The sequence below is a fragment of the Streptomyces camponoticapitis genome (genome assembly GCF_014646115.1).
Taxonomy (GTDB): Bacteria; Actinomycetota; Actinomycetes; order Streptomycetales; family Streptomycetaceae; genus Streptomyces; species Streptomyces camponoticapitis.
The window spans coordinates 39192-62825 of sequence record NZ_BMMV01000011.1; the positions used below are offsets into that span (position 1 = coordinate 39192).

At 68.3% G+C, this 23634-nt stretch carries 17 protein-coding genes and 1 tRNA gene; 3 read left to right on the plus strand and 15 right to left on the minus strand.

Annotated features, from left to right (window positions below; all coding sequences use genetic code 11):
* Positions 1–3: 3 nt before the first annotated feature.
* The 6 genes from IEY79_RS18270 to IEY79_RS18295 all read right to left on the minus strand — a co-directional run bounded on the left by IEY79_RS18270 (position 4) and on the right by IEY79_RS18295 (position 6940).
* Positions 4–2289, minus strand: a complete 2286-nt coding sequence (locus IEY79_RS18270; protein WP_189108584.1) for a non-ribosomal peptide synthetase — start codon at positions 2287–2289, stop codon at positions 4–6.
* Between the two features lie 164 nt (positions 2290–2453).
* Entirely contained in the window at positions 2454–3845 is a 1392-nt protein-coding gene (gene glyA, locus IEY79_RS18275; RefSeq protein WP_229700950.1) for a serine hydroxymethyltransferase, read from the minus strand.
* A 32-nt stretch (positions 3846–3877) separates the two neighbouring features.
* Positions 3878–4780: a hypothetical protein gene (locus IEY79_RS18280; protein ID WP_189108585.1), complete on the minus strand. Its 903-nt coding sequence runs from the start codon at positions 4778–4780 to the stop codon at positions 3878–3880.
* Between the two features lie 29 nt (positions 4781–4809).
* On the minus strand, positions 4810–6003 hold the full coding sequence (locus IEY79_RS18285; RefSeq protein WP_189108586.1) for an MFS transporter: 1194 nt from the start codon (positions 6001–6003) through the stop codon (positions 4810–4812).
* A 50-nt stretch (positions 6004–6053) separates the two neighbouring features.
* Positions 6054–6674: a TetR/AcrR family transcriptional regulator gene (locus IEY79_RS18290; protein WP_189108587.1), complete on the minus strand. Its 621-nt coding sequence runs from the start codon at positions 6672–6674 to the stop codon at positions 6054–6056.
* A gap of 193 nt (positions 6675–6867) precedes the next feature.
* A tRNA-Leu gene (locus IEY79_RS18295) sits at positions 6868–6940 on the minus strand.
* Positions 6941–7041: 101 nt separating this feature from the next.
* Between IEY79_RS18295 and IEY79_RS18300 the strand changes: the two genes are divergently transcribed.
* Entirely contained in the window at positions 7042–7695 is a 654-nt protein-coding gene (locus IEY79_RS18300) for an ANTAR domain-containing response regulator (RefSeq protein ID WP_189108588.1), read from the plus strand.
* An 84-nt stretch (positions 7696–7779) separates the two neighbouring features.
* Here the strand turns inward: IEY79_RS18300 and IEY79_RS18305 are convergent, their stop codons facing one another.
* The 8 genes from IEY79_RS18305 to IEY79_RS18340 all read right to left on the minus strand — a co-directional run bounded on the left by IEY79_RS18305 (position 7780) and on the right by IEY79_RS18340 (position 17671).
* Positions 7780–8496 (minus strand): ABC transporter ATP-binding protein, encoded by a 717-nt coding sequence (locus tag IEY79_RS18305; RefSeq protein WP_189108589.1) that lies wholly within the window; start codon positions 8494–8496, stop codon positions 7780–7782.
* Positions 8493–9395, minus strand: coding sequence for an ABC transporter ATP-binding protein (locus tag IEY79_RS18310; protein WP_189108590.1), 903 nt, complete (start codon positions 9393–9395; stop codon positions 8493–8495). The genes IEY79_RS18305 and IEY79_RS18310 overlap by 4 nt, the downstream gene beginning before the upstream one ends.
* Before the next feature lie 5 nt (positions 9396–9400).
* Positions 9401–11197, minus strand: coding sequence for a branched-chain amino acid ABC transporter permease (locus tag IEY79_RS18315; RefSeq protein ID WP_189108591.1), 1797 nt, complete (start codon positions 11195–11197; stop codon positions 9401–9403).
* Between the two features lie 5 nt (positions 11198–11202).
* Complete coding sequence (locus tag IEY79_RS18320; RefSeq protein WP_189108592.1) at positions 11203–12132, minus strand: branched-chain amino acid ABC transporter permease; 930 nt, start codon at positions 12130–12132, stop codon at positions 11203–11205.
* Between the two features lie 103 nt (positions 12133–12235).
* Positions 12236–13474: a branched-chain amino acid ABC transporter substrate-binding protein gene (locus tag IEY79_RS18325; RefSeq protein ID WP_189108593.1), complete on the minus strand. Its 1239-nt coding sequence runs from the start codon at positions 13472–13474 to the stop codon at positions 12236–12238.
* 269 nt (positions 13475–13743) lie between these two features.
* A complete protein-coding gene (locus IEY79_RS18330; RefSeq protein ID WP_189108594.1) occupies positions 13744–14340 on the minus strand; it encodes a Tat pathway signal sequence domain protein in 597 nt (198 codons plus the stop codon).
* A gap of 271 nt (positions 14341–14611) precedes the next feature.
* Positions 14612–15115 carry a PaaI family thioesterase gene (locus IEY79_RS18335; protein ID WP_189108595.1) on the minus strand — a complete coding sequence of 168 codons (504 nt, stop codon included), beginning with the start codon at positions 15113–15115 and terminating at the stop codon, positions 14612–14614.
* A gap of 213 nt (positions 15116–15328) precedes the next feature.
* Complete coding sequence (locus IEY79_RS18340; protein WP_189108596.1) at positions 15329–17671, minus strand: FdhF/YdeP family oxidoreductase; 2343 nt, start codon at positions 17669–17671, stop codon at positions 15329–15331.
* 146 nt (positions 17672–17817) lie between these two features.
* On the opposite strand from IEY79_RS18340, the gene polA reads away from it, so the two are divergent.
* Entirely contained in the window at positions 17818–20529 is a 2712-nt protein-coding gene (polA, locus tag IEY79_RS18345; RefSeq protein WP_189108597.1) for a DNA polymerase I, read from the plus strand.
* A gap of 33 nt (positions 20530–20562) precedes the next feature.
* Here polA and IEY79_RS18350 read toward each other — a convergent pair whose 3' ends face one another.
* Positions 20563–21432: a DUF4184 family protein gene (locus tag IEY79_RS18350; RefSeq protein WP_189108598.1), complete on the minus strand. Its 870-nt coding sequence runs from the start codon at positions 21430–21432 to the stop codon at positions 20563–20565.
* Positions 21433–21671: 239 nt separating this feature from the next.
* On the opposite strand from IEY79_RS18350, the gene IEY79_RS18355 reads away from it, so the two are divergent.
* Positions 21672–23351, plus strand: a complete 1680-nt coding sequence (locus IEY79_RS18355; protein WP_189108599.1) for a lytic transglycosylase domain-containing protein — start codon at positions 21672–21674, stop codon at positions 23349–23351.
* Positions 23352–23634 lie beyond the last annotated feature (283 nt).

The following is a 23634-nucleotide window of genomic DNA, read 5'->3' on the forward strand; positions in this document are numbered from 1 at the left end:
ACTCTAGGACGGGGAACTCGGACACTCGCCGTAGACGGCGGTCAGATGAGCCACGAGAGCGGTCGCCGTCGGATACTCGTAGATGTCCGACAGCCGCAGCCGTCGGTCGATCCGGACCATGCCTCTGATGGCCTTCATGGAATCCCCGCCGTGCTCGAAGAAGTTGTCGTGGCCCTCCAGGTGGTCGACGCCCAGGACGTCCAGCCACGCGTCGATCACCAGGCGATACCACTTCCCGTCGTCCGCCGGCCCGCCCGGTCCGGCTGATCGGTCCGGTTCGGCCGGTTCGGCCGGTTCACGCGGAGCGGGGACGCCCTCCTTTGTCGGTGAACTCAACGCGAGACGGTCCACCTTGCCGTTCCCGTTCAGGGGCAGCGATTCAACGATCTCGATCGAGGAGGGGATCATGTGCTTCGGAAGCCGTGCGCGCAGCGAGTCGAGGACCGACGCGTGATCCGGCGCCAGGGCGGGTTCGGCGGTCACGTACGCCGCCAGCGACGTATGACCGTTCGGCGCGACCCTGGACACCACCACCGCACGCCTGACGCCCGGGTGAGCGGCGATGGTGGACTCGATCTCCCCCAGTTCCACTCTCATCCCGTTGATCTTGACCTGGAAGTCCTTTCGCCCGAGGATCTCGATCAGACCGTCGGGCGAGAACCTCGCCATGTCGCCCGTGCGGTACAGACGTTGCGCGGGGTGCTCGCCGTAGGACCACTGGACGAATCTCTCGCTCGTCTCCACAGGGCGGTCGAGATAGCCCCGGGCCAGGCCAACTCCCCCCAGATAGAGCTCTCCCGCGACATCGACCGGGACAGGCATCATCCGGTCGTCGAGGATGAACGTCCGCTGGTTGGCGAGGGGCCGGCCGTAGGGTAGGTGTCCGCCGCTCCACTCCGTGGACTCTTCCGCCTCGAAGGCGGTCGAGTGGATCGAGGCTTCTGTCGCACCGCCCAGGGCTACGAATTCGAGCCCGGGAGCGACCTTCCGGAACCGTGCCGGCATCGTCGCGGGCACCCAGTCTCCGCCGGTCAGGGAGAGCCTCAGGGGGAGGGGGCGGGCATCACCGGTGATCTCGACGAAATCGAGGAACAGCTCCATCAGCGGAGGCGCCGAATTCCATACGGTGACATGGTGCCGGTGAACCAGATCCAGCCAGGAATCCGGGTGGTAGCCGGACTCCGGATCGGGGACGACCACCGTGCCACCGGCGATGGTGAGACCGAGGAACTCGTACACGGACATGTCGAAACTCGGTGAGGACAGCGCGAGAACCGAATCATCGGGTCCCACCCCGTATCTCGCGTTGAGGTCGGCGATGTTGTTGAGCACGCCACGGTGGCAGAGAGCGATCGGCTTCGGGGATCCGGTGGAACCCGAGGTGTGGATCACATAGCAGAGACTGTCCGGGCGGACCTCGGTGACGGGATTCTCGGAGAGGGGATCGGGCCGGCCCCACACCTCGTCGACCACCAGTTGGTGAGGCGCCCGTGCGGGAAGAATCCGTTCGAGGGTCCGACCGGTGATCAGCGCCTCGCAGTTGGTGCCGAGGAGCATCCGCGCGAGGCGGTCCCGGGGGTACTGCGGATCCAGTGGGACGTACGCCCCGCCGGCCTTCAGGACGGCCAGGATCGCGATCAGGAGGCCCGCCGTCTTCTCCAGATGGATGCCGACCCTGCTGTCCGGCCGGACTCCGAGGGCGATCAGGCGATGGGCCAGTTCGTTCGCCCGCCGGTTCACCTTGTCGAACGACCACGGGTCCCCGCCGAAGACGGCGGCCAGGGCGTCGGGGTTCTTCGCCGCCTGTGCCTCGAACGCCTGGTGGAGGCAGATGTCGTCCGTAAGACGAGTCCGCGTCTCGTTCCATACGCGGAGCATGGTGTCGGCCTCCGCGGCCGTGAGGATGTTCAGCCGTGAGACGGGAGCGTCCGGGGCTTTCGCCATCTGGTCGAGCAGAACCTTGAAGTGGCCCGCGATCCGGTCGACGGAACCGTCCTCGAATCTGACGGCGTCGAAACTGAGGGTCATGCCCGGCGAACCCATGCCGGCGTACAGGACCAGTTCGTACGGGGTCTCGCCGTCCGCACCACCGGAATCGCCGGCGAACGAGAGGGCGAAGGCTCCGTGGGTGCGGTCCGGGAGCGGTGAGACATCCACGCTCTCGACGAGATCGGCGGTGCTCGACGAGTCATCGGCCATTTCGACCGAGATCCTGTACGGGCCGTCGAGCCTGTCGATGGAGACCCGGCCGAGAGCGGTGTAGCGGTGGACCAGCGCCGCGAGCGCCACCGCCAGAAGCGATTCGCGGGACGCTTCCGAGAGCGAGGCCGGAAGCTCCGTGTAGAGGCGCCGGTTCAGACGATCGCCCGGTCGTGCCCGGTTCGGTACGGGACGACGTCCCAGTGCCGAAGACAGGGGACAGGAATTCAGCTGGGACGAGGAATCGGAGAAAATCACGTCCTGGGTAACCCTTCCGACGGGGAAGTCTCCTCATAGGTGAACCGAAGCGGAAAGCGGGCGCAGAGGGCACTTACCCGGTCGCGCGCGGAGTCGCGGAGCGACGCCTTCAGTTCGTAATGAGTGGCATCCTTCAATTCGATGCCGGACAACACTTCATGCACGATGCCCGCGCATTCGCGGACCTCGAACGTTCCCATTCCACGCTGCGCGAGGATATTGGTACCGAAACGCAGGCCGCCCCCCACCGAAGGCGGAAAGGAGTCTCCGGGTATCTTGTTTCTGTTGACCAGGATGTCGCATTCTTCGAGTGCGCGCTCCGCCACGATTCCGGTGAGTCCCGCGGTTCTGACGTCCACCAGAACCATGTGGTTGTCCGTGCCGCCGGTCAGGACTTCGTACCCCAGTGTGAGGAGTTCGTCGGACAGCGCCTTCGCGTTGTCCACGACCCGTTTCATCGTGGCTTGGAAGCCGCCGCTCGACGCGATCGCCAGCGCGCGCGCCTTGGCCGCGATCGAGGAGGGATCCGGGGTGCCCTGGAACCCCGGAAACACGGCGCGCTGCATCAGCCGCCACAGCTCCGTCCGACCGTCCGGGCTTGTCCGGCGGTGGTCCCTGCCGAGCAGGATCAGGCCGCCCCTGGGGCCGGCGAGCTGTTTGTACGTGCTGGTCGTCGTGATGTGGGCGTAGTCGATCGGACTTGGATGCAGCCCCGCCGCGACGAGTCCCGCGATATGGGAGATGTCCGCCAGGAGATAGGCGCCGACACGGTCGGCGACGGTCCTGAACTGGGCGAAATCGATCCATCGGGGGTAGGCGCTGGCTCCCGCGATGATCACGTCCGGCCGGTGTTCGAGCGCCCGGCCGAGGACCGTGTCGTGGTCGAGAGTTCCGTCCGCCTCGACGCCGTAGTTGGCCACGTCGTAGTACCTGCCGCTGACCGACGCGCTCGCGCCGTGAGTGAGATGGCCGCCCGAGTCGAGATCCAGTGCGAGGATTCTGCCGCCGCGGGGGAGCAGCGCCGCCAGCACCGCCAGATTGGCGGATGAGCAGGAGTGCGGCTGCACATTCGCGTACCGGGCGCCGAACACCTTCTTCGCACGTTCGACAGCGAGCGTCTCGATCTCGTCGAAGTGCACGGCGCCCGGATGATATCGAGCCCCGGGATAGCCCTCCGCGGTCACGTTCGACAGGGCCGTCCCATTCGCGCAGAGGACGGATGGAGCGGCGACGCCGGCCGACGCGACCATCGACAGGGTCGTGGTCTGATAACGCGCTTCGGCGTCCAGCAGCGCCCGGAGATCAGGATCGTTTCTGGTGAGTGCGTCCCAGCCGGCTTCGGCGATGGACCTGGTCGTCGGATCGAGTATTTGCTCGGATTCAAGCACAGGGAATTCCTTCGGATGCGGTCACGCGAAGGTCACTGGCCGAACTTCTGCGCCAGCCAGGAATCGTCCAGATACTCGGTCGGCGCATGGAAATCGATCTCCAGCTGGCGCAGGAACGAGCTGATCACATACACCTTGTCGGGCCCGTGGTCCCGCAAGGCCTCCACCAGACCCGGGACATCGAGGGACTGGGTCTCACTGACGACGAGTGCCTTCGCGGCCTCCGCTCCCGTGGACAGCGCGTGCATGCCCGGAATCGCGGTGATCACCGGAGTCGAGGGCTGGGCGAGGGAGTTCCGTTCCAGGAGCGATTCGAGCCGCTGACGACTCGGCTCCCGGAACGGCGAGTGATAGGCCTGATGAGCGAGGGAACGATCCACGACCTGTAGATCCGCGGGACCCTCGGTACGGGCCGATTCGAGCGCCGAACGTAAGCCGGAGACCATGATCATTCGGCCGGCGCCGTCGAAGATCGACCCGTAGTCGCAGGAGATGGTCATACGACCCGGCTGCTCGTAGTAGCGCCAGTCGACGGGGGCCGGCACGAACGCGAACCCTATGGCCTCGTCCCGGTCGGTGTCCCGCAGGTGCCTCTCATGAAGGAAATTCACCACCAGTTCCGTCGGAACGGCTCCGGACGAATGCAGTGCCGCGAGCTCACCCAGGGAGATTCCCCCGTACACGGCGGCCGCACCCTGATCGTCCTGGAGGATTCGCGCGACGCTGAGCATGGCGGCCATCTGTCTGTACCAGCGAAGTGGCACCGGATGGATATGGGGGACCTCTCCATCGAGGAGTCTGTCCGCCGGAATCCCGAGCACGTCGGCGATCTCGCGATAGATGGACCTCGCGGTGGCCGAACTTCGCAGTATCGGTTCGTATCCGCGAAAGTCTGCCGTGGCGTCGGCGGGACCGAACAGAATGAAATTATTCATCTCAACTCCATCCTTCACGCTTGTGGGAATCAAGGTTCCGCGAGAACCGCCTTGCCGCTCAGCGTCCTCTTCGAGGCGCCGATGGCCAGTGCCAGCAGTGCCAGCGAGCTCAGTCCGAGGACGGCCGCGACGGCCGGCAGAAGTCCGGCTCCCACGCTGTTGAGAGTCAGGCCCCCGACAGCTCCGCCCAGTGAGACTCCGAGGTAGGTGCTCGATGTGTTGAGCGCCAGTGCCTGAGCCGCGGCCGGTCCGGCGAGCAGATAGAGGCGGGCCTGGATCGCCGGAGAGTTCCAGAAGGCCATGCCGCCCCAGATGGTCCCGACCACGACGAGGACGGAGAACGGCACGGGACGGGCGAGCCAGAGCATTCCCAGGAGCACCATGATCCCGGTGAAGAGGCTGATTCCGGCGACCAGGGTCCGGTCGGGACCCCACCGGTCGGTGGCCTTCCCACCGGCCCAGATACAGACGATGCCGGCGAAGCCGGAGAGGCTGAACGCGAGGGCCCGTTGATCGATGCTGGCCTCGCTCACCGCGGCGAGGTACGGCGCCATGTAGGTGAGCATCATCATCGATCCGGTCATGAGTGCGCAGTTCGCCAGGAGTCCGAGCGACACCGGCGGGCTGGCGAGGGCCCGCAACTGCTCGGAGACGGTGAGGACTTCACCGGTTTCGGCGCTCTCGCGTGGCAGGGTCACCAGCAGGAGGAGCAGCGCTCCGGCTCCCGCCACCGCCACCGCGACGAAGGTCGCCCGCCAGCCGAAGTGGCCGCCGATCCAGGTGCCGATCGGGACTCCGGCGGCGATCGAGCCCGTGACGCCGAGCGCCACCACCGCGACGTACCTGCCGATATGGCCTTCCGGAGCGCGCTCGGCGGCGTAGGCGAAGACCGCCGGAGTCGAGGCCGCCGCGGCGAGCGCCGCGACGATCCGCAGGGCCACCAGAAGACCGAAGCCGGTTGTCGAGGCCGCCAGCAGATTCGCCACGACGAAGATCAGGAAGGAGGCCGTGAAGAGACGCCGTCGGGACACTCGTGCGAGGGCGACCCCGGCGACCGGCGCGGCCAGGGCGACGGTGAGGGAGAAGACGGTCACCAACTGCCCCGCCTGCGCCTCGCTGACATTCAGATCGCGGGCGATCTCCGGCAGAACCCCCGCGATCACATAGTCGTCGGTGTAGAGGACAAAAGCCGCAGCGAGCAGCGCGAACAGCCACGCGGGCACAACTGATCTCCTTCTGTGCTTCGACGGTGCCTGATGGTGCGTGGATCAGGTCAGTCGGTGGTCGGTACGGCGACGGGGGCGGTCGCCAATATCGAGCACAGATGCGCCCGTAGCGTCTTGCGGAGACGCTCGACGCCGAGTGAGCCGTGCGGAGTCACGGAATCGACGATCAGCCCGCCCAGGACGGCGACGAGCCGTTCGGCCTCCTCGGCCGGGTCGGGCACATCGAGAACGCTCAGGGCGTCGGTGATGACCAGCCGCATGTCGGCTGCCATCTTCTCGGTCACCGGGCGGAAGATCGGATTCACCCGTGCGGCGACGATGAATTCCATCAGTACGATCGACTCGACGCGGCGTTCCTCGTCGATCGGGAGCAGTTCCTCGACCAGGGCCTGAAACGCGTCCACGGCGGCCGCGCCTTCGAGTCCGACCAAGGTGTCGGTCGAATACCGGGTGAGCCTTTTCCCCATGCGATCGCTGACCTCGGTCGCGGCGGCAATGAGGAGGTTCTGATGATCATCGAAATAATGGCGCACCGATCCGATGTTCAATCCGGATTCGGCGGCGACCTTCCGCAGCGACAAACCGCTGAGGCCTTCGGCGACCAACAGGCGGAAACCCGCCTCGATAACATCCTTGCGACGCTGTTCAAGGTCAATTCGGGCTGGCATTTCAGAACAGTATCACGACTGTGACAAAACGGGGAGGGCTCATTCGCGTCCCATGCTGTTCGGATGCCGTTCGGATCGGCTTGGGTGCGACCGAGTCCGTCGCGCTCCCGTGAACCGGGAGCGGGGCTCGGTGTGATCGCGCGATCCCGCATGATCGCGGAGGTCTGGTGCGATCATGGAAATGGAGGGAAAGTACCCCGGGTGGGATTCGAACCCACGCTGGATGGTGTTTGAGACCATTGCCTCTACCGCTGGGCTACCGGGGCGCCCTTTGAAACGAAGGAAATGCCGTCCCCTCCGTGACACAACCATACCGTAGCTGGGTAGGCTCTTGACGAGCAGTATCTGCCTGGAACGAGGAGCCTCAGTGACCGCCCCCGAGTCGCCCCAGCCCGTCTCCGACGACGACAAGTCGCATGTCCCGCCCCTGACGACGCGAGTCGTCATCGCCGAGGACGAGGCGCTCATCCGCCTCGACCTCAAGGAGATGCTCGAAGAAGAGGGCTACTCCGTGGTGGGCGAGGCCGGCGACGGTGAGCGTGCCGTCGAGCTCGCGCGGGAGCACAAACCCGATCTCGTCATCCTCGACGTCAAGATGCCCGTCCTGGACGGCATCTCCGCCGCGGAGAAGATCGCGCGGGAGTCGATCGCGCCCGTCCTGATGCTCACCGCCTTCTCCCAGCGCGATCTCGTGGAGCGCGCCCGGGACGCCGGTGCCATGGCGTATCTCGTGAAGCCGTTCAGCAAGACGGACGTCGTGCCCGCCATCGAGATGGCCGTCTCGCGCTTCAACGAACTGAAGGCGCTGGAGCGGGAGGTCGCCGATCTGACGACCCGCCTGGAGACGCGCAAGCTCGTGGACCGCGCGAAGTCGATCCTGCAGACCCAGTACGGCCTCACGGAGCCCGCCGCGTTCCGGTGGATCCAGAAGACGTCGATGGACCGGCGGCTGTCGATGCAGCAGGTCGCCGAGGCCGTCATCGAGGACGACGAGGAGAAGAAGGCCGCGAAGGGGCAGTAGAGCGGCCGGCGCGACGCGAGAAGGCCCGCATCCCGTTCGGGACGCGGGCCTTCTTCCGTTCCGTATACGTACGCGCGCGGGGACTCAGTCCTCGCCCAGGTACGCCTTCCGCACCGACTCGTCGACCAGCAGGTCCTGTCCGGTGCCCGAGAGCACGACCTTGCCGACCTCCATCACATGGCCCTGGTCCGCCAGTGACAGCGCCGCCTGGGCGTTCTGCTCGACGAGGAGGATCGTCGTGCCCTGCGACTTGAGTTCGGCGATCGTCGCCATGATCTTCTGCATCATGATCGGCGAGAGTCCCATGGAGGGCTCGTCCAGCATGAGCAGCTTGGGCCGCGACATCAGCGCCCGCCCCATGGCGAGCATCTGCTGCTCGCCGCCGGAGAGGGTGCCCGCCGCCTGCTTGCTGCGTTCGCCGAGGATCGGGAACAGCTCGTAGGCGCGCTTGATGTCGCTGTCGATGCCGGCGGCGTCCTTACGGAGGAAAGCGCCGAGCTTGAGGTTCTCCGCGATCGTGAGACGCGGGAAGATCCGGCGGCCCTCGGGGGAGTGCGCCAGGCCCATCGCGACGATCTTGTGCGCACCGACGCCCTGAAGCGGCTTGCCGTCGAAGACGATCCGCCCCCCGGAGGGCTTGAGCAGCCCGGACAGGGTGCGCAGCGTGGTCGTCTTGCCGGCGCCGTTGGTGCCGATGAGCGTGACGATCTGACCGGCTTCGACGCTGAAGGAGATGCCCTTGACGGCTTCGATCTTGCCGTAGGCGACCTTGAGGTCCTCCACCTCCAGTAGTGCGGTCACTTGGTGTCTCCTTCTTTGCCTACCGTGCTGTGTGCCTCCGCGGCCTCCACCTCGGAGACTTCCTCGGCGCCCGGGGCGCCCTCGTAGGGGGTGCCGAGATAGGCGGCGACGACCCGCTCGTCGGCCTGGACGACCTCGGCGGTGCCCTCGACGAGCTTCTCGCCCTGGACGAGTACGGCGACGCGGTCGCACAGGTTGAAGATGAAGCGCATGTCGTGCTCGATGACGAGTACGGCGATGCCCTGGTCGCGGATGGCGAAGACCAGGTCCTGGGTGGTGCGGGTCTCCTGCGGGTTCATGCCGGCGGTGGGCTCGTCGAGCAGGAGGAGGCCCGGGTCGCTGGCGAGTGCGCGCGCGATCTCCAGCTTCCGCTGTTCTCCGTAGGGGAGGTTGCGGGCGAGGTGGTCGCGCTTGGCCGCGAGGCCGGTGAACTCCAGGAGTTCCATGGCGCGTTCCTCGGACTCCTTCTCCGCCTTCTTGAAGCCGGGGCCGCGCAGGAGTGCGGACCAGAGGCCTTCCTTGGTCCTGGTGTGGCGTCCGACGAGGACGTTCTCCAGGACCGTCATGTTGGCGAAGAGCCGGATGTTCTGGAACGTACGGGCGATGCCTGCCTTGGTGACCAGATGGGACTGGTGCGGCAGGACGGTGCCCTTGTAGGTGACGGTGCCGTCGGTGGGGACGTACAGACCGGTGAGGCAGTTGAAGAAGGTGGTCTTGCCCGCGCCGTTGGGGCCGATGAGGCCGACGATCTCACCGGTGTTGACCTGGAGATCGACGTTCTGTACGGCGGTGAGGCCGCCGAACTTCTTGGTGACGCCGGTGGCTTGGAGCACGGGGACGGCGGTCCCCGCGGCGGCCTTGGGGGATCCGGCGCCGGTGGGTTCGATGTCGGTGGTCATTCGGGTCACACCCCCGCTTTACTGAGGCCGATATCGCCCTTGGGGGCGTCCAGTTGCCCGGTTTCGTGGAATTCGAGCTGCTTCCTGCGGTCCGCGATGAGGCCCTCGGGGCGGAATCGCATCAGCAGGATCAGCGCGATGCCGAAGAGCAGCAGCTGGTAGTCGGACATGAACTGGAGCTTCGCCGGGATGAGGTAGAGCAGCGAGGCGCCGATGAGGGGACCGCTGACCGTGCCCATGCCGCCGAGGATGACGGCGGCGAGCAGGAACGCCGAGTTCGGCGGGACGGCCTCGACGAACTTGTACTGGGCGGGGGTGACGGTGAAGGTCACGTGCGCCTGTACGGTGCCGGCCATGCCCGCGAGGGTGGCGCCCAGCGCGAAGGCGAGCAGCTTGAGCCGGAAGGCGTTGATGCCCATGGCCCTGGCCGCGGTCTCGTCCTCGCGGATGGCGACCCAGGCGCGGCCGATGCGCGACTGGTCGGAGCGGCGGAACACGGTCACCACGATGATCGTGAACAGCAGCATCAGCAGGTAGTAGTTGGAGAACCTGCCGAGTTCGACGCCCAGAATCGTATGTGGCTCCCCGAGGTTGAACCCGAAGAGGTCCAGGTCGGGGATGTTCGGGATGCCGTTGGAGCCGTTGGTGACATCGGGGCCCGACGATCCGTCGAGGTTCTGCATGGTGATGCGGAAGATCTCACCGAAGCCGAGCGTCACGATGGCCAGATAGTCGCCGTGCAGTCGCAGCGTCGGCGCGCCGATGACGACACCGAAGATCAGCGAGGCACCGGCGCCGCAGAGGACGGCGGCCCAGAAAGGCAGCTGGAGCCCGATGGTGGACGACGGCGATCCGGAGACGAGGGCGGCCGTGTAGGCGCCGACGCCGAGGAAGGCGACGTAACCGAGGTCGAGCAGGCCGGCGAGGCCGACGACGACGTTGAGTCCGAGCGCGACGGTGGCGAAGATCAGGATGTTCGTACCGATGGAGGCGTACGCGTCGTTGCTCTGGGTGAACGGGAAGGCGAACGCGGAGACGAACGCCGCGGTCACGGTCACGTTCTTGTGCTTCGAGGTCAGGCTCGCGAGGCGGCGGTTGAGGCCGGCACGCGAAACGGCGGTCGCGCCGAAGGCGACGAGGAGGATGTAGCCGATGAAGAGCTCGGCGGCCTCGGTGTCGATGCCGTACGTGAAGACGAACAGGCCGAGCCCGAAGGCGGCGGCGATGATGAGGATCTCGGCCCAGCCGGGAAGCGGTGCGGCCTCCTCGGGCGTGGGCGCCTTGAACGACTGGACGAACCGCTGCCAGGCGTTGGGGCTGGGGTGCTCGTGCGCGACGTCGCTGGGGAGGCCGAGGGCCGCGACGAGCGTGATCAGCGAGGCGACGGCGGCGACGTAGCCGCCCGGTTCGAGGTTGGCGAGTCCGCCGAGTTTCACGGCGATCGCGATGACCGTGTACCAGGTGGTGGCGAACGTACCGAGGGCGAAGAGAAGGACGGGCCCGTTCTTGCCGCCGGGGGAGAGCCAGCAGAGGCCGCGTACGCCGTAACCGGCGGCGACGAAGAGCAGGGTCAGCAGCGCACCGGTGAGGGTGAGCAGCTGGAGGCCGCCGGGGTAGCCCGTGACCGTGAGGTCGCCGGGGAATTCGGCGGTCCAGGTCCAGGCGAGGAAGGTGCTCGCGAACGTCACGACGGCGCCGACCGCGGCACCGATGCTCGCCGCCGTGGGCGGCAGGCCGATGACGGGGCGGTGCTCCCGGTGGGCCGCGGGCGCGGTGGTCGTTTCGGATGTGGTGGTGGTCATCGGTATCACGCCCTGTCCGAGACGCGTGCGCCGAGTAGACCCTGTGGCCTCAGCAGCAGTACGAGGATGAGGAGGACGAACGCCCACACGTCCTTCCAGGCGCCGCCGCCGAGCTGCGACATGCCGGGGATGTTCTCGATGTAGGCGGTGGCCATGGCCTCGGCGAGGCCGAGGACCAGGCCGCCGATCATGGCTCCGTAGATGTTGCCGATACCGCCGAGGACCGCGGCAGTGAAGGCCTTGAGTCCGGCGATGAAGCCCATCTTGAAGTTGACCTCGCCGTACTTGAGGCCGTGGGCGACCGCCGCGATGGCGGCGAAGGCGGCACCGATGGCGAACGCGGTGACGATGATGCGGTCGGTGTTGATACCCATCAGCTTGGCCGTGTCCGGGTCCTGCGACGTGGCCTGCATGGCGCGCCCGGTGCGGGTCTTGGAGACGAACACGCCGAGCGTGATCATGCACAGGGGCGCGGCGATGAGCAGGAAGAGGTCACCGCGGCTGATCGCGAACGCGCCGAAGTCGAGCCTGCCGCCCTCGAACTCGGGGAAGGGGCGGGACTTCGTGGCGTCCGGGTAGAAGGCCCAGATGGCTTGCTGCAGTGCGATGGAGAGGCCGATCGCGGTGATCAGTGGCGCGAGCCTGGGCGCGTCGCGCAGGGGCCGGTAGGCGAAGCGTTCGGCTCCTACGGCGACGAGCACGGAACAGGCCATCGCCATGAGGATCATGAGGGGCAGTGCGATGAGCAGACTGGTACCGCTGGGCAACCAGAGAAATGCGGTCAGCGCACCGAAGCCGCCGATCATGAAGATCTCGCCATGGGCGAAATTGATGAGCTGGACTATGCCATAGACCATCGTGTAACCGATTGCGATGAGTCCGTACAGCGCGCCGAGTAGCAGGCCGTTGGCAAGTTGCTGCGGCAGATCGTTCACCGCGGGGCCTCCGAATGAGTGGGGTCAGATACGGCCGCGCGGGGGCGCTGTGGCGCCCCCGCGCGGTGGTAGGTCCTACAGGAGGGAGGGCTGGTGAGCCCGGTCAGCCCTCGAACACGCCCGTCTTGACGGGCACGTGCTTGCCGGCCTTCACCTCGTAGAGGGAGAGCTGCTTGTTCACGGTGTCGCCGTACTCGTCGAATCCGACCGTGCCGGTGACGCCGTCGAACTTGACGTCCTGCATGGCCTCGGTGATCTGCTTGCGCGCGTCCTTGACGTCGCCGGGCAGCTCACCGTCGTTCTTCTCCACGACTGCCTTCACGGCCTGGATGATCGCCCAGGTCGAGTCGTAGGCGTAGCCGCCGTACGCCTCGAACGCGCCGTCGTAGCCGCCGGCCGCGTAGTCCTTGATGAACGTCTTGGCGGTTTCCAGGGTCTCCAGGGGCGCGCCCACGGAACTGGCGACGTCGCCTTCGGAGTTCTTCTTGGCCAGCTTGATGTACTCGGCGCTGAAGAGAGCGTCACCACCGACGGTGGGGATCTTCGCGCCGGCGTTCTTGATCTGGCTGGCCAGCGGGGCGCCGGCCGGGTACTCGCCGCCGTAGTAGACGAAGTCGGCGTCCTTCTGGGCTACCTTGCTCGCGACGGACGAGAAGTCCTTGTCGTCCGGGTTGATGTGGTCGGTGCCCACCACCGTGCCACCGAGCTTCTTGAACTCGGCGGAGAAGGTGGCGGCGAGACCGGCTCCGTAGGTCTTCTTGTCATCGATGACATAGACCTTCTTGAGCTTCTTCTCGTTGAACATGTACTGCGCGGCGTACGGGCCCTGAATGGCGTCCGTGGTGGCCGTACGGAAGTACGTGTCGAAGCCCCGGACCTTCTTGCCGGTCTGCCAGTCCTTGCCCTGAGTCATCTCGGGGTTGGTGTTGGCGGGCGAGACCTGGACCAGGTTGTCGTTGGCGAAGACCTTCTGCATGGCCTGGCCGACGTCGGAGTTCAGGGGGCCGACAACGCCCATGACGTCCTGGTTGCCGACGAGCTTCGTGGCGTTCTGCTGGCCGGTGGCGGCCTGGGCGACGTCGTCCAGGGACTCCAGCTTGAAGGTGATGCCTTCGACTTCGTTGTTCTTGTTGGCCGTCTTGACGGCGAGGTCGGCGGAGTTCTTGATGCCCTGGCCGAGCGCGGAGAGGTCTCCGGTCAGCGGCGCGTCGAGGCCGATGACGACGGTCTTCTTTCCGCCGCCGCCGCCCTCGCTGCTGTCGTCGCGGGAGCCGCAAGCCGAAAGCGTGAGGGCTCCTACAGTGACAGCAGTGGTGACTATGAACAAGGAACGGTGACGCACGATCAGTCCTTTCCCCTGGCACGGCTGTCCCTGATTGGGAAGCCGGGTCGAGCGCTGGAACCGAACTGAAAGGAATCCGGTGGCGCGGTGACTGGCCGTGACTCTAAGCGCGCTGGTGGGGGTGGTGCAGAGGTGGGACCAAGGATGTGACGCTCTTGTTATGACGGAAGCGTGATGAAGCCCGCGACGGAGGGGAAAGACGTGTGATTTGAGACTGTTGGTGAGTCCACATAGTGAGAACCAGCAGGACCGGACCGGTAGTCGGCCGACTACGGAACGGAGTGGACGCATGCCTTTCCGATGGCCGCGCCGAGGTCTTCCGGGTATCCGCCGCCGAGGATCCGACTCTGTTTCTGGACGGCCCGGTCATTACGCAACGTGACATCCAGGAAAGGGAGTCCGGTGTTCCGAGGCACTTCCCCGCAGTCGAGCACATAGACGGTCACCAGCACCTCGCGGGAGTCTCCGGCCGCCACGGTGAACGGCGCCGGCGGCTCGGTCGAAACGGCCAGCGCCGGGGACGGCTGGGTGATGGCGTCGACCGTGACACGCCGGCCGGGTTCGGTCGAGATGCTGACGCCGAAGGTGAACGCCCCCATGTGCCCGCTCCTCGGCGCCGCGCCCCCGTAGGCGAAGCCAACTACCTGCGACGGCCAGGGCGGTGGTGGCCCGGGGGGCGGCGAGGGGGCCGTCAGGACGTACACGCAGCCGCCCGCCGTGAGGGTCGCGGCGACGCCCAGCGCGGCCTTGCGGCGGTGCCGCGGAGGCACCGTGAGACGGAGGCGAGGCCGCGTCGCACCCGTGAGCGGGGCCGCGGGATGGTGATAGGTGTCCTCGCCCGGTTCGACGGGGCCGATACCGCTCATGCGCCGACGCTACTGCGCTTCGGGCGCCACGACAATGGATCGCCCCGCAGGGCGTAACACAACGTCACCATCGAGGGTCCCACCTGGCTCTCCCTCGCCGGGCTCCGGCGGCGGGCGGGGCACCGCGGAAGTCCCGGCGGACCTTCGTTTCCGCCGTGTTTCGCGGCCGTCCGACGCCGGTCGCGCGTCTCACCTGTTGGTCACCGCGGGCCCCGGGAGGCCCGTTCGGTGCCATCCCCGGCCCGCTTGAGCATCCCTTGAGGTTCGCCCCTCAGCCGTCTTTCCGTGCCATGAATCCGGTGCCGTCGCCGCTCTGGAGAAGACACGTCAACCGGGCCGTGCACACCCGCTTCCCCTGTTCGTCGGTGATCACGATCTCGTACGTCGCGGTGGACCGGCCCCGGTGGAGCGGGGTCGCGACACCGGTCACCACTCCGCCGCGCGCGCCGCGGTGATGCGTGCAGTTGAGGTCCACGCCCACGGCGATCTTGTCGCGCCCGCCGTGGAGCATCGCGCCGATGGAGCCGAGGGTCTCGGCGAGTACGGCGGAGGCGCCGCCGTGCAGCAGCCCGTACGGCTGGGTGTTGCCCTCCACCGGCATGGTGGCGACGACGCGTTCGGGGGACGCCTCGGTGACCTTCAGGCCCATCCGGCTGCCGAGGTCCCCGGCGGAGAAGAGCGACGTCAGGTCGGTGTCGTACGGCGCGTACTCGTCGACGACCTCCTTCGGGAACGTCGCCGCCGACTCGTCGTTCGCTTCTGGCTGTTCACCCATGGGCCCGGCTCCGATCGGCTGTGTGGTGCGATACGTGTTCATTGCATGTTTCGGTGCGTTCCGCCGCGCGATTCGGCGACCGGCCTCCGTGCGTGGGTCCGCGCGCGCCGGTACGCACCGTCTTATCAGATGGCTGAGCGAACGCTTAGGTGGGGCGTGCGCTCGGACGGACCGACGCGCGGACCGGACCGGGGAGTTCCGCCGGCGGTGCTGTCAGCGGTGCTCGAAGCGCACCACGACGGACTTGCTCGCCGGGGTGTTGCTGGTGTCGGCCGTGGAGTCGAGCGGCACCAGCACGTTCGTCTCCGGGTAGTAGGCGGCGGCGCAGCCGAGGGCCGTGGGGTAGTGCACCACCCGGAAACCGCTCGCCCGTCGTTCGACACCGTCCTTCCACTCGCTGACGAGATCCGTGTACGAGCCGTCGGCCAGGCCCAGTCGGCGTGCGTCGTCCGGATTCACCAGCACGACGCGGCGGCCGCCCTTGATGCCCCGGTAGCGGTCGTCGAGCCCGTAGATCGTGGTGTTGTACTGGTCGTGCGAGCGCAGCGTCTGGAGCAGCAGCCGGCCTTCCGGCAGCGCCGGGTACTCGACGGGCGCGGCGGTGAAGTTGGCCTTGCCGGTGGAGGTGGGGAAGCGCCGTTCGTCGCGCGGCGCGTGCGGGAGCTGGAAACCGCCGGGCCTGGCGACGCGTTCGTTGAAGTCCTCGAAGCCGGGAACGACACGCGATATCCGGTCGCGGATCGAGCCGTAGTCCTTCTCGAAGTCCTCCCAGGGAGTCAGCGACTCCGGGCCGAGGACGGCGCGCGCCATCCGGGCGACGATCGCGGGCTCGGACAGCAGGTGCGGGCTCGCGGGGGCGAGGTTGCCGCGCGAGGCGTGCACCATGCCCATCGAGTCCTCCACGGTCACGACCTGCCTGCCGCCCGCCTGCACGTCCTTGTCCGTACGGCCGAGGGTCGGCAGGATCAGGGCGCGCGCGCCGGTCACCGCGTGCGAGCGGTTGAGCTTGGTCGAGACGTGCACGGTCAGCCGCGCGTTGCGCATCGCCGCCTCCGTCACCTCCGTGTCCGGCGACGCCGAGACGAAGTTGCCGCCCATGGCGAAGAAGACCTTCGCGTCGCCGTCGCGCAGCGCCCGGATGGCCCGGACGACGTCGTAGCCGTGGTGACGCGGCGAGGTGATCCCGAACTCCCGGTCCAGGGCGTCGAGGAAGGCCGGCGCGGGCCGCTCGAATATGCCCATGGTGCGGTCGCCCTGGACGTTGGAGTGTCCGCGCACGGGGCACACCCCCGCGCCGGGCCGGCCCACATTGCCGCGCAGCAGAAGGAAGTTGACGACCTCGCGGATGGTCGCGACCGAGTGCTTGTGCTGCGTCAGGCCCATCGCCCAGCAGACGATGGTGCGCTTGGACGCCAGCACCATGGACAGCGCGCGCTCTATGTCGGCGCGGTCGAGACCCGTCGCGATGAGTGTCTCGTCCCAGTCGGCGGCCCGCGCGGCGGCGGCGAACTCCCCGAAGCCGTGGGTGTGCTCGGCGACGAACGCCTCGTCGACGGCGGACGGGTCCTCCTCGGCGGCCTCCAGGATCAGCTTGTTCAGCAGCCGGAAGAGGGCCTGGTCGCCGCCGATGCGGATCTGGAGGAACAGGTCGTTGAGCGCCGCGCCCTTGATCATGCCCTGCGGCGTCTGCGGATTCTTGAACCGCTCCATGCCGGCCTCGGGCAGCGGATTCACCGAGATTATCTTCGCGCCCGCGGCCTTGGCCTTCTCCAGGGCGGAGAGCATCCGGGGGTGGTTGGTCCCCGGGTTCTGCCCGGCGACGATGATCAGGTCGGCCTGGTGCATGTCCTCCAGGGACACGCTGCCCTTGCCGACGCCCAGGGTCTCGGAGAGCGCCGAACCGGACGACTCGTGGCACATGTTGGAGCAGTCCGGCAGATTGTTCGTACCGAACTCGCGGGCGAACAGCTGGAACAGGAAGGCAGCCTCGTTGCTCGTACGGCCCGAGGTGTAGAACAGCGCCTCGTCGGGGGAGTCCAGCGCGTTGAGTTCCTCGGCGATGATCGCGAACGCGCGCTCCCAGCTCACCGGTTCGTAGCGGTCACCGCCGCCCTCACCGCTGCCGGCTCCACCGCCGCCGTTGTCGCCGTGCGCGCTGCCGCCCGCGCCGCGCTCCAGGAGCATCGGCTGGGTGATACGGCCCTGCTGGCCCAGCCAGTAGCCGCTGCGCCTCGCCAGATCGGCGACCGGGTGCGCGGCGAAGAAGTCCGGCGTCACCCGGCGGAGCGTCGCCTCCTCGGCCACCGCCTTCACACCGTTCTCGCAGAACTCCGCCGTATGCCGGTGGTCGCCCTCCGGCCACGCGCAGCCCGGACAGTCGAAGCCGTCCTTCTGGTTGACCTTGAGCAGCGTCCGCGCCGCGCGCCGCACGCCCATCTGCTGCTGGGCCACCCGCAGCGAATGCGCCACGGCCGGCAGCCCGGCCGCGCTGTGCTGCGGGTCGGCGACCTGCGGCGCGTCCTGGACCGGGTCACCTGAAGGCGGCTTGCGTGCCATCACGCTCTCCCTCACTCGTACGACGGGACTCGTCCCGCGATTCCGTCCCCGACAACTCTCCCCCCGATCCTGTCACGCACCGCCGGGGGCCCCTCGGGGTGGAGCGCGGGTCAGGATTGTCAGTGGGGCGTGGCAGGATCGGGTACGTGGCTGAGACAGCATCGAAGAAGACCGCAGACAACCGTCCTCGCCTGCTCCTCATGGACGGGCACTCCTTGGCGTACCGGGCGTTCTTCGCGCTGCCCGCGGAGAATTTCACCACCAGCTCCGGGCAGCCGACGAACGCCTTCTACGGCTTCGCCTCGATGTTGGCCAACACTCTGCGTGACGAGGCGCCCACGCACTTCGCGGTGGCCTTCGACGTCTCACGCAAGACGTGGCGCTCGGAGGAGTTCCCCGAGTACAAGGCCAACCGCTCCAAGACGCCCGACGAGTTCAAGGGCCAGGTCGAGCTGATCGGCGAACTGCTGGACGCGATGAACGCGCACCGGTTCGCCATCGACGGCTTCGAGGCGGACGACGTCATCGCCACCCTCGCCACCCAGGCCGAGGAAGCGGGCTTCGAGGTCCTCATCGTCACCGGCGACCGGGACTCCTTCCAGCTCATCAGCGAGCACACCACGGTGCTGTATCCCACCAAGGGCGTCTCCGAACTGACCCGCTTCACCCCGGAGAAGGTCCAGGAGAAGTACGGACTGACCCCCGCGCAGTATCCGGACTTCGCCGCCCTGCGCGGCGACCCGTCGGACAACCTCCCCGGCATCCCCGGTGTCGGCGAGAAGACGGCCGCGAAGTGGATCAACCAGTTCGGTTCCTTCGCCGAGCTCGTGGAGCGCGCCGAGGAGGTCAAGGGCAAGGTCGGGCAGAATCTGCGCGAGCACCTGCCCTCGGTCAAGCTCAACCGCCATCTCACCGAGCTCGTGCGCACCGTCGAGCTGACGAAGACCGCGCAGGACCTGGAGCGCGCTCCGTACGACCGGACGGCTGTCACCGGTGTGCTCGACGTCCTGGAGATCCGCAATCCGAGCCTGCGCGAGCGGCTGCTCGGTGTGGACCCCGGCGCCGTCGAGGACGAGGCCCCGGCCCCCGAGGCGGGCATCGAGCTCGACGGCAGGGTCCTGGTCTCCGGCGAGCTGGCGCCCTGGCTCGCCGAGCACGGCGACGAGCCGCTGGGCGTCGCTCTCGTCGACACCTGGGCGCTCGGCACGGGCAGCATCAGCGAGGTCGCGCTGGCCGCCGCCGACGGCGCCGCCGCCTGGTTCGACACCACCCAGCTCGACGAGGCCGACGAGAAGGCCTTCTCCGCCTGGCTCGCCGCGGCGGACCACCCCAAGGTGCTGCACAACGCGAAGAGCGCCATGCGGGTCGCCCCCGAGCACGGCTGGCAGATCGGCGGCGTCACCATGGACACCGCGCTCGCCGCGTATCTGGTCAAGCCCGGCCGCCGTTCCTTCGCGCTCGACGCCCTCGCCGTCGAATACCTCGGACGCGAACTCGCCCCGGCCGCCGCCGGCGACGGACAGCTCGCCTTCGGCAGCGACGACCAGGCCGAGGCGGACGCACTGATGACGCAGGCGCGCGCCGTGCTCGATCTCGGCGAGGCCTTCACCGGACGGCTGGAGGAGGTCGGGGCCACCCGCCTGCTCCAGGACATCGAGCTGCCCACCTCCGCCCTCCTCGCCAAACTGGAGCGCAACGGCATCTGGGCCGACCAGCCCCATCTGGTCGCCCTGGAGCAGCAGTTCGCCGCCGCGGTCCAGCAGGCCGTCAAGGAGGCGCACGCGTCGGTCGGCCACGAGTTCAACCTCGGCTCGCCCAAGCAGCTCCAGGAAGTCCTCTTCGGCGAGCTGGCCCTGCCCAAGACCAAGAAGACCAAGACCGGTTACACGACGGACGCCGACGCGCTGGCCTGGCTCGCCGCGCAGACCGAGCACGAACTGCCCGTCCTGATGCTGCGCCACCGCGAGCAGGCAAGGCTCCGGGTCACCGTCGAGGGCCTGGTCAAGATGATCGCGGCCGACGGCCGTATCCACACGACCTTCAGCCAGACGGTGGCGGCGACCGGCCGGCTCTCCTCCACCGACCCCAACCTGCAGAACGTGCCGGTGCGCACCGACGAGGGCCGGGCGATCCGCCGCGGGTTCGTCGTCGGCGAGGGCTACGAGTCGCTGATGACCGCCGACTACAGCCAGATCGAGCTGCGCGTCATGGCGCATCTGTCCGAGGACGCCGGTCTGATCGAGGCGTTCACCTCCGGCGAGGACCTGCACACCACCGTCGCCTCCCAGGTCTTCGGTGTGGAGCGGGCCGCCGTCACCCCCGACATGCGCCGCAAGATCAAGGCGATGTCGTACGGACTGGCGTACGGCCTCTCGGCGTTCGGGCTCTCCCAGCAGCTGAACATCGAGGCGGCCGAGGCGCGCGGCCTGATGGACACCTTCTTCGAGCGCTTCGGCGGCGTACGGGACTATCTCCAGCGAGCGGTCGAAGAGGCGAGGGCCACGGGCTACACGGAGACGATGCTCGGCCGCCGGCGCTATCTCCCGGACCTCAACAGCGACAACCGTCAGCGCCGTGAGATGGCCGAGCGGATGGCGCTCAACGCCCCGATCCAGGGCACGGCCGCGGACATCGTGAAGGTCGCGATGCTCCGGGTCGACTCGGCGCTGACCGGGGCCGGGCTGGCCTCACGCATGCTCCTCCAGGTCCACGACGAAATCGTGCTGGAGATCGCCCCTGGTGAGCGGGAGCGGGTCGAGGAGCTGGTGATCCGCGAGATGGCCGCGGCGACCGAGCTGCGGGCGCCGCTGGACGTCTCCGTGGGCGTCGGCCCGGACTGGGACTCGGCCGCCCACTGAGGGCGGGCCCCGCGTCGTACCCCGCTCAGGGGTTCAGCGCGATCCCGTACGTGAACGGTCCGGGGCCGTCGGGCCGTTCGCGGCGGGCGGCGCCACCGGCTTCGTGCGGGCGGCGCGCAGCCGCATGCCTGTTCCGTACAGCACGAGTCCCGCAGCCAGCCCCGCCCCGGCGCCGAAGCAGAGCGTCGGAATGACGTCCAACGGCGTCGACACCTGCCCGTGGTAGTCGTACCAACGGATGAACCGGTGCGCCATGGCGGCCAGCGCGCACCCCGCGAGCAGCGCGTAGGCGACGGCCCTCTCGCGCCGTACGAGCACGGGCACCGAGGCAGGCGCGGGCGACCGGGGCAGCCGCCGCACGGCGGAGACCGTGAACCAGCAGAGCGCCACCAGAGCCAGCGCCGAACTGCCGTACTGCGTGTAGGTGTACAGCGGGAAGCCGGCGACGACCTCCCCCAGAACGGGCACCATCCGGGTGCCCCACCGGTCGATGTGCGTGAACGCGTCCCACACCACATGGGTGGACGCGCCGAGCACCGCCGAGACGTAGAACCGGGCGGCGAGCGCCCCCCTTCGTCCACCGCGCCGGTCGGGTCCTCGTACGAAGGCGTGCGCCCGTCCCTGCCAGGCGGCGGGCAGCAGCGCGAGCACCGGTTCACGCAGAATCAGCCAGATACCCACGAGGACCGCGGCGATGACGACGTCGACGGTGAACAGGCCCGGTGCGCCGTGCGTCACCTCGCCGAACTCCATGGCGGCGGGCACGGCGGTCGCGGCGAAGTACGTCATGTCGGGTGCCATCGAGCCGGCGACGAGCGCGGAGGCGAGCAGCGGCCCCCGTGACCTGCCGTCCCGTCCGATGCCAGGCAGCACCGCGGCGGCATGGCTCAACGTGAAAGGCATGGCAGGTCCCCCTGGGGCGTGTCGTCGTTCAATCAGGCAGGGAACACGCCCACCTGGCACCGGGTCAGTATGAACGACGCCCCTTCCCGGCCACCGGTTCGACGTACGGGAAGCCGGGAGGTGGCGAAGCGGTGAAAAGCGGTCACCACCCCGTGTGCGTACACAGGGAGTTGCCGTAGGGTCGCCTGAGTCCTCGCGCTGGGAGCGCGAACAGCTGTTCATCGGGAGGGACCAGACGTATGGCAGCGCAATTCGGCCGCCGGCTCCGCAGAGGGGCGACCACCACCGCGGTCGCCGCACTCGCGGTCGCCGCACTCTCCGCCTCACAGGCCCCGGCGATAGTCTCCGGTGGTGGTGACGGCGGCGGAAAGCAGGCGTCCGGATCGAGCGTGCCGGACGGGGACGGCTCGGCCTCCGGAGACTCCTCGTACCACACGGATCTCCCGCCGCTGAACACCCCGAACAAGCCAGCGGCCTCGATCGACCTGCCGGGCCTCGGCGGTGAATCGGAAGCGGGGATACCGGCCTCGGTGCTGGCCGCGTACAAGCAGGCCGAACAGAGCATCGCGATCACCAACCCCGGCTGCAAACTGCCGTGGCAACTTCTCGCCGCGATCGGCAAGGTCGAGTCGGGCCAGGCGCGCGGCGGCAGGGTCGACGACGAGGGCACCACGCTCACGCCCATCCTGGGCCCGGTGCTCAACGGTGTCGGCTTCGCCAACATCTCGGACACCGACAACGGTGAGTACGACGGGGACAAGACCCACGACCGTGCCGTGGGCCCGATGCAGTTCATTCCGTCCACCTGGGCCACCTGGGGCCAGGACGCGAACAGCGACGGCCGCAAGGACCCGAACAACATCTTCGACGCGGCGCTGGCCGCCGGCCGCTATCTCTGCGCCAACAACCGCGACCTGTCGGTGAAGTCCAATCTTGAGCAGGCGATACTCAGTTACAACCGTTCGAACGAGTATCTGGCGACAGTCCTGTCCTGGCTGGACTACTACAAGCGCGGCACCCACGAGGTGCCGGACGGCACCGGCGTGCTGCCCTCGGGGCCCGGCCCGCTGAACCCGGGCGGTTCAGGGAACTCCCCGAGCCCCGACCCGACTCCGCCGAACCCCGGCGGCTCCCCGAGCCCCCAGAACCCCGGCGACTCGCCGTCGCCCAAGCCGCCCAAGCCTCCGAAGCCCCCCAAGCCGCCGACGACGCCGCCGCCCACCACCCCCGCGCCCACCGTCCAGCGGCTGGAGAACGCGGGCACCGGGAAGCTGTCCGCCACGGCGGGCGGCGCGTTCGCGGAGCGCGTCTCGGTGCGCGGCGAGGACGCCAAGGGCAAGGTTGTCGGCAAGGTGGCCGTACGGTTCGAGATCGTCGGCGAGACCGACGCGACCTTCGCGGGCGGCGGGAAGCAGGCCACCGTCACCAGTGGCAGCGACGGGGTCGCCACGGCGCCCGCGCTCCAGGCGGGCGAGAAGACGGGCGACTTCACGGTGCGGGCGAGTGTCGTGGGCCGTACGGTCCCGGCCGTCGACTTCACGGCGACGGTCACCGAGCGCCGGGCGGACGCGGTCGTCCGGACCAGCGACAAGGAACTGACGGCGGCGCCGGGCGCGGAGTTCGCCGACACCGTCGAGGTCAAGGCCACCAACCAGGGCCAGACGGCCCCGGGTGTGGCGGTCAAGGCCACCATGATCAAGTCGGCCGACGACGCCTCTCCGGCCGACAAGGGCCCGTACTTCAAGGGCGCGGACGGTCAGCCGCTCAGGAGCCTGGAGGGTCTGAGGACGAACGACCAGGGCCTGCTGGTACTGCCGAAGATCTTCGCGGACGACGCCACGGGTACGTTCCTGCTGCAGATCGAGACGGCGGGCGGCGCGAAGGTGACGATCGAACTGAAGGTCGCCGCCCCCGCGTAGCCCCTACCAGGAGCTCTGCCGCCGAGCACATACAGGCTGAGCGCGCCGACGAGCGAACGCCGCCCCTCCGTCCCTGACGGAGGGGCGGCGCCGGCTTGTTCGGCGTGCTTACGGGCTGCCGCCCGGGGCCTGCCCACGACTCCCGGGCCCGAAGGGCTGCGGGGGAGAGCATGGGTGCCGGGCGCCGTGAGCCGGGCGGGACTTCTGAGACACGGCCTGGGGCCCGCCCGCGGGGCTGATCCGGGGCGTCCGGCGCGGTGCGTCGCAAGGCGGAGAATCGGCC

What these genes read in the sequence shown, in the direction of transcription:
- IEY79_RS18280 (WP_189108585.1), bottom strand. Translation starts at nt 4,780, where the DNA reads ATGAATAATTTCATTCTGTTCGGTCCCGCCGACGCCACGGCAGACTTT.
- IEY79_RS18290 (WP_189108587.1), bottom strand. Translation starts at nt 6,674, where the DNA reads ATGCCAGCCCGAATTGACCTTGAACAGCGTCGCAAGGATGTTATCGAG.
- IEY79_RS18310 (WP_189108590.1), bottom strand. Translation starts at nt 9,395, where the DNA reads ATGACCACCGACATCGAACCCACCGGCGCCGGATCCCCCAAGGCCGCC.
- IEY79_RS18315 (WP_189108591.1), bottom strand. Translation starts at nt 11,197, where the DNA reads ATGACCACCACCACATCCGAAACGACCACCGCGCCCGCGGCCCACCGG.
- IEY79_RS18330 (WP_189108594.1), bottom strand. Translation starts at nt 14,340, where the DNA reads ATGAGCGGTATCGGCCCCGTCGAACCGGGCGAGGACACCTATCACCAT.
- IEY79_RS18335 (WP_189108595.1), bottom strand. Translation starts at nt 15,115, where the DNA reads ATGGGTGAACAGCCAGAAGCGAACGACGAGTCGGCGGCGACGTTCCCG.
- IEY79_RS18340 (WP_189108596.1), bottom strand. Translation starts at nt 17,671, where the DNA reads ATGGCACGCAAGCCGCCTTCAGGTGACCCGGTCCAGGACGCGCCGCAG.
- IEY79_RS18350 (WP_189108598.1), bottom strand. Translation starts at nt 21,432, where the DNA reads ATGCCTTTCACGTTGAGCCATGCCGCCGCGGTGCTGCCTGGCATCGGA.
- IEY79_RS18355 (WP_189108599.1), top strand. Translation starts at nt 21,672, where the DNA reads ATGGCAGCGCAATTCGGCCGCCGGCTCCGCAGAGGGGCGACCACCACC.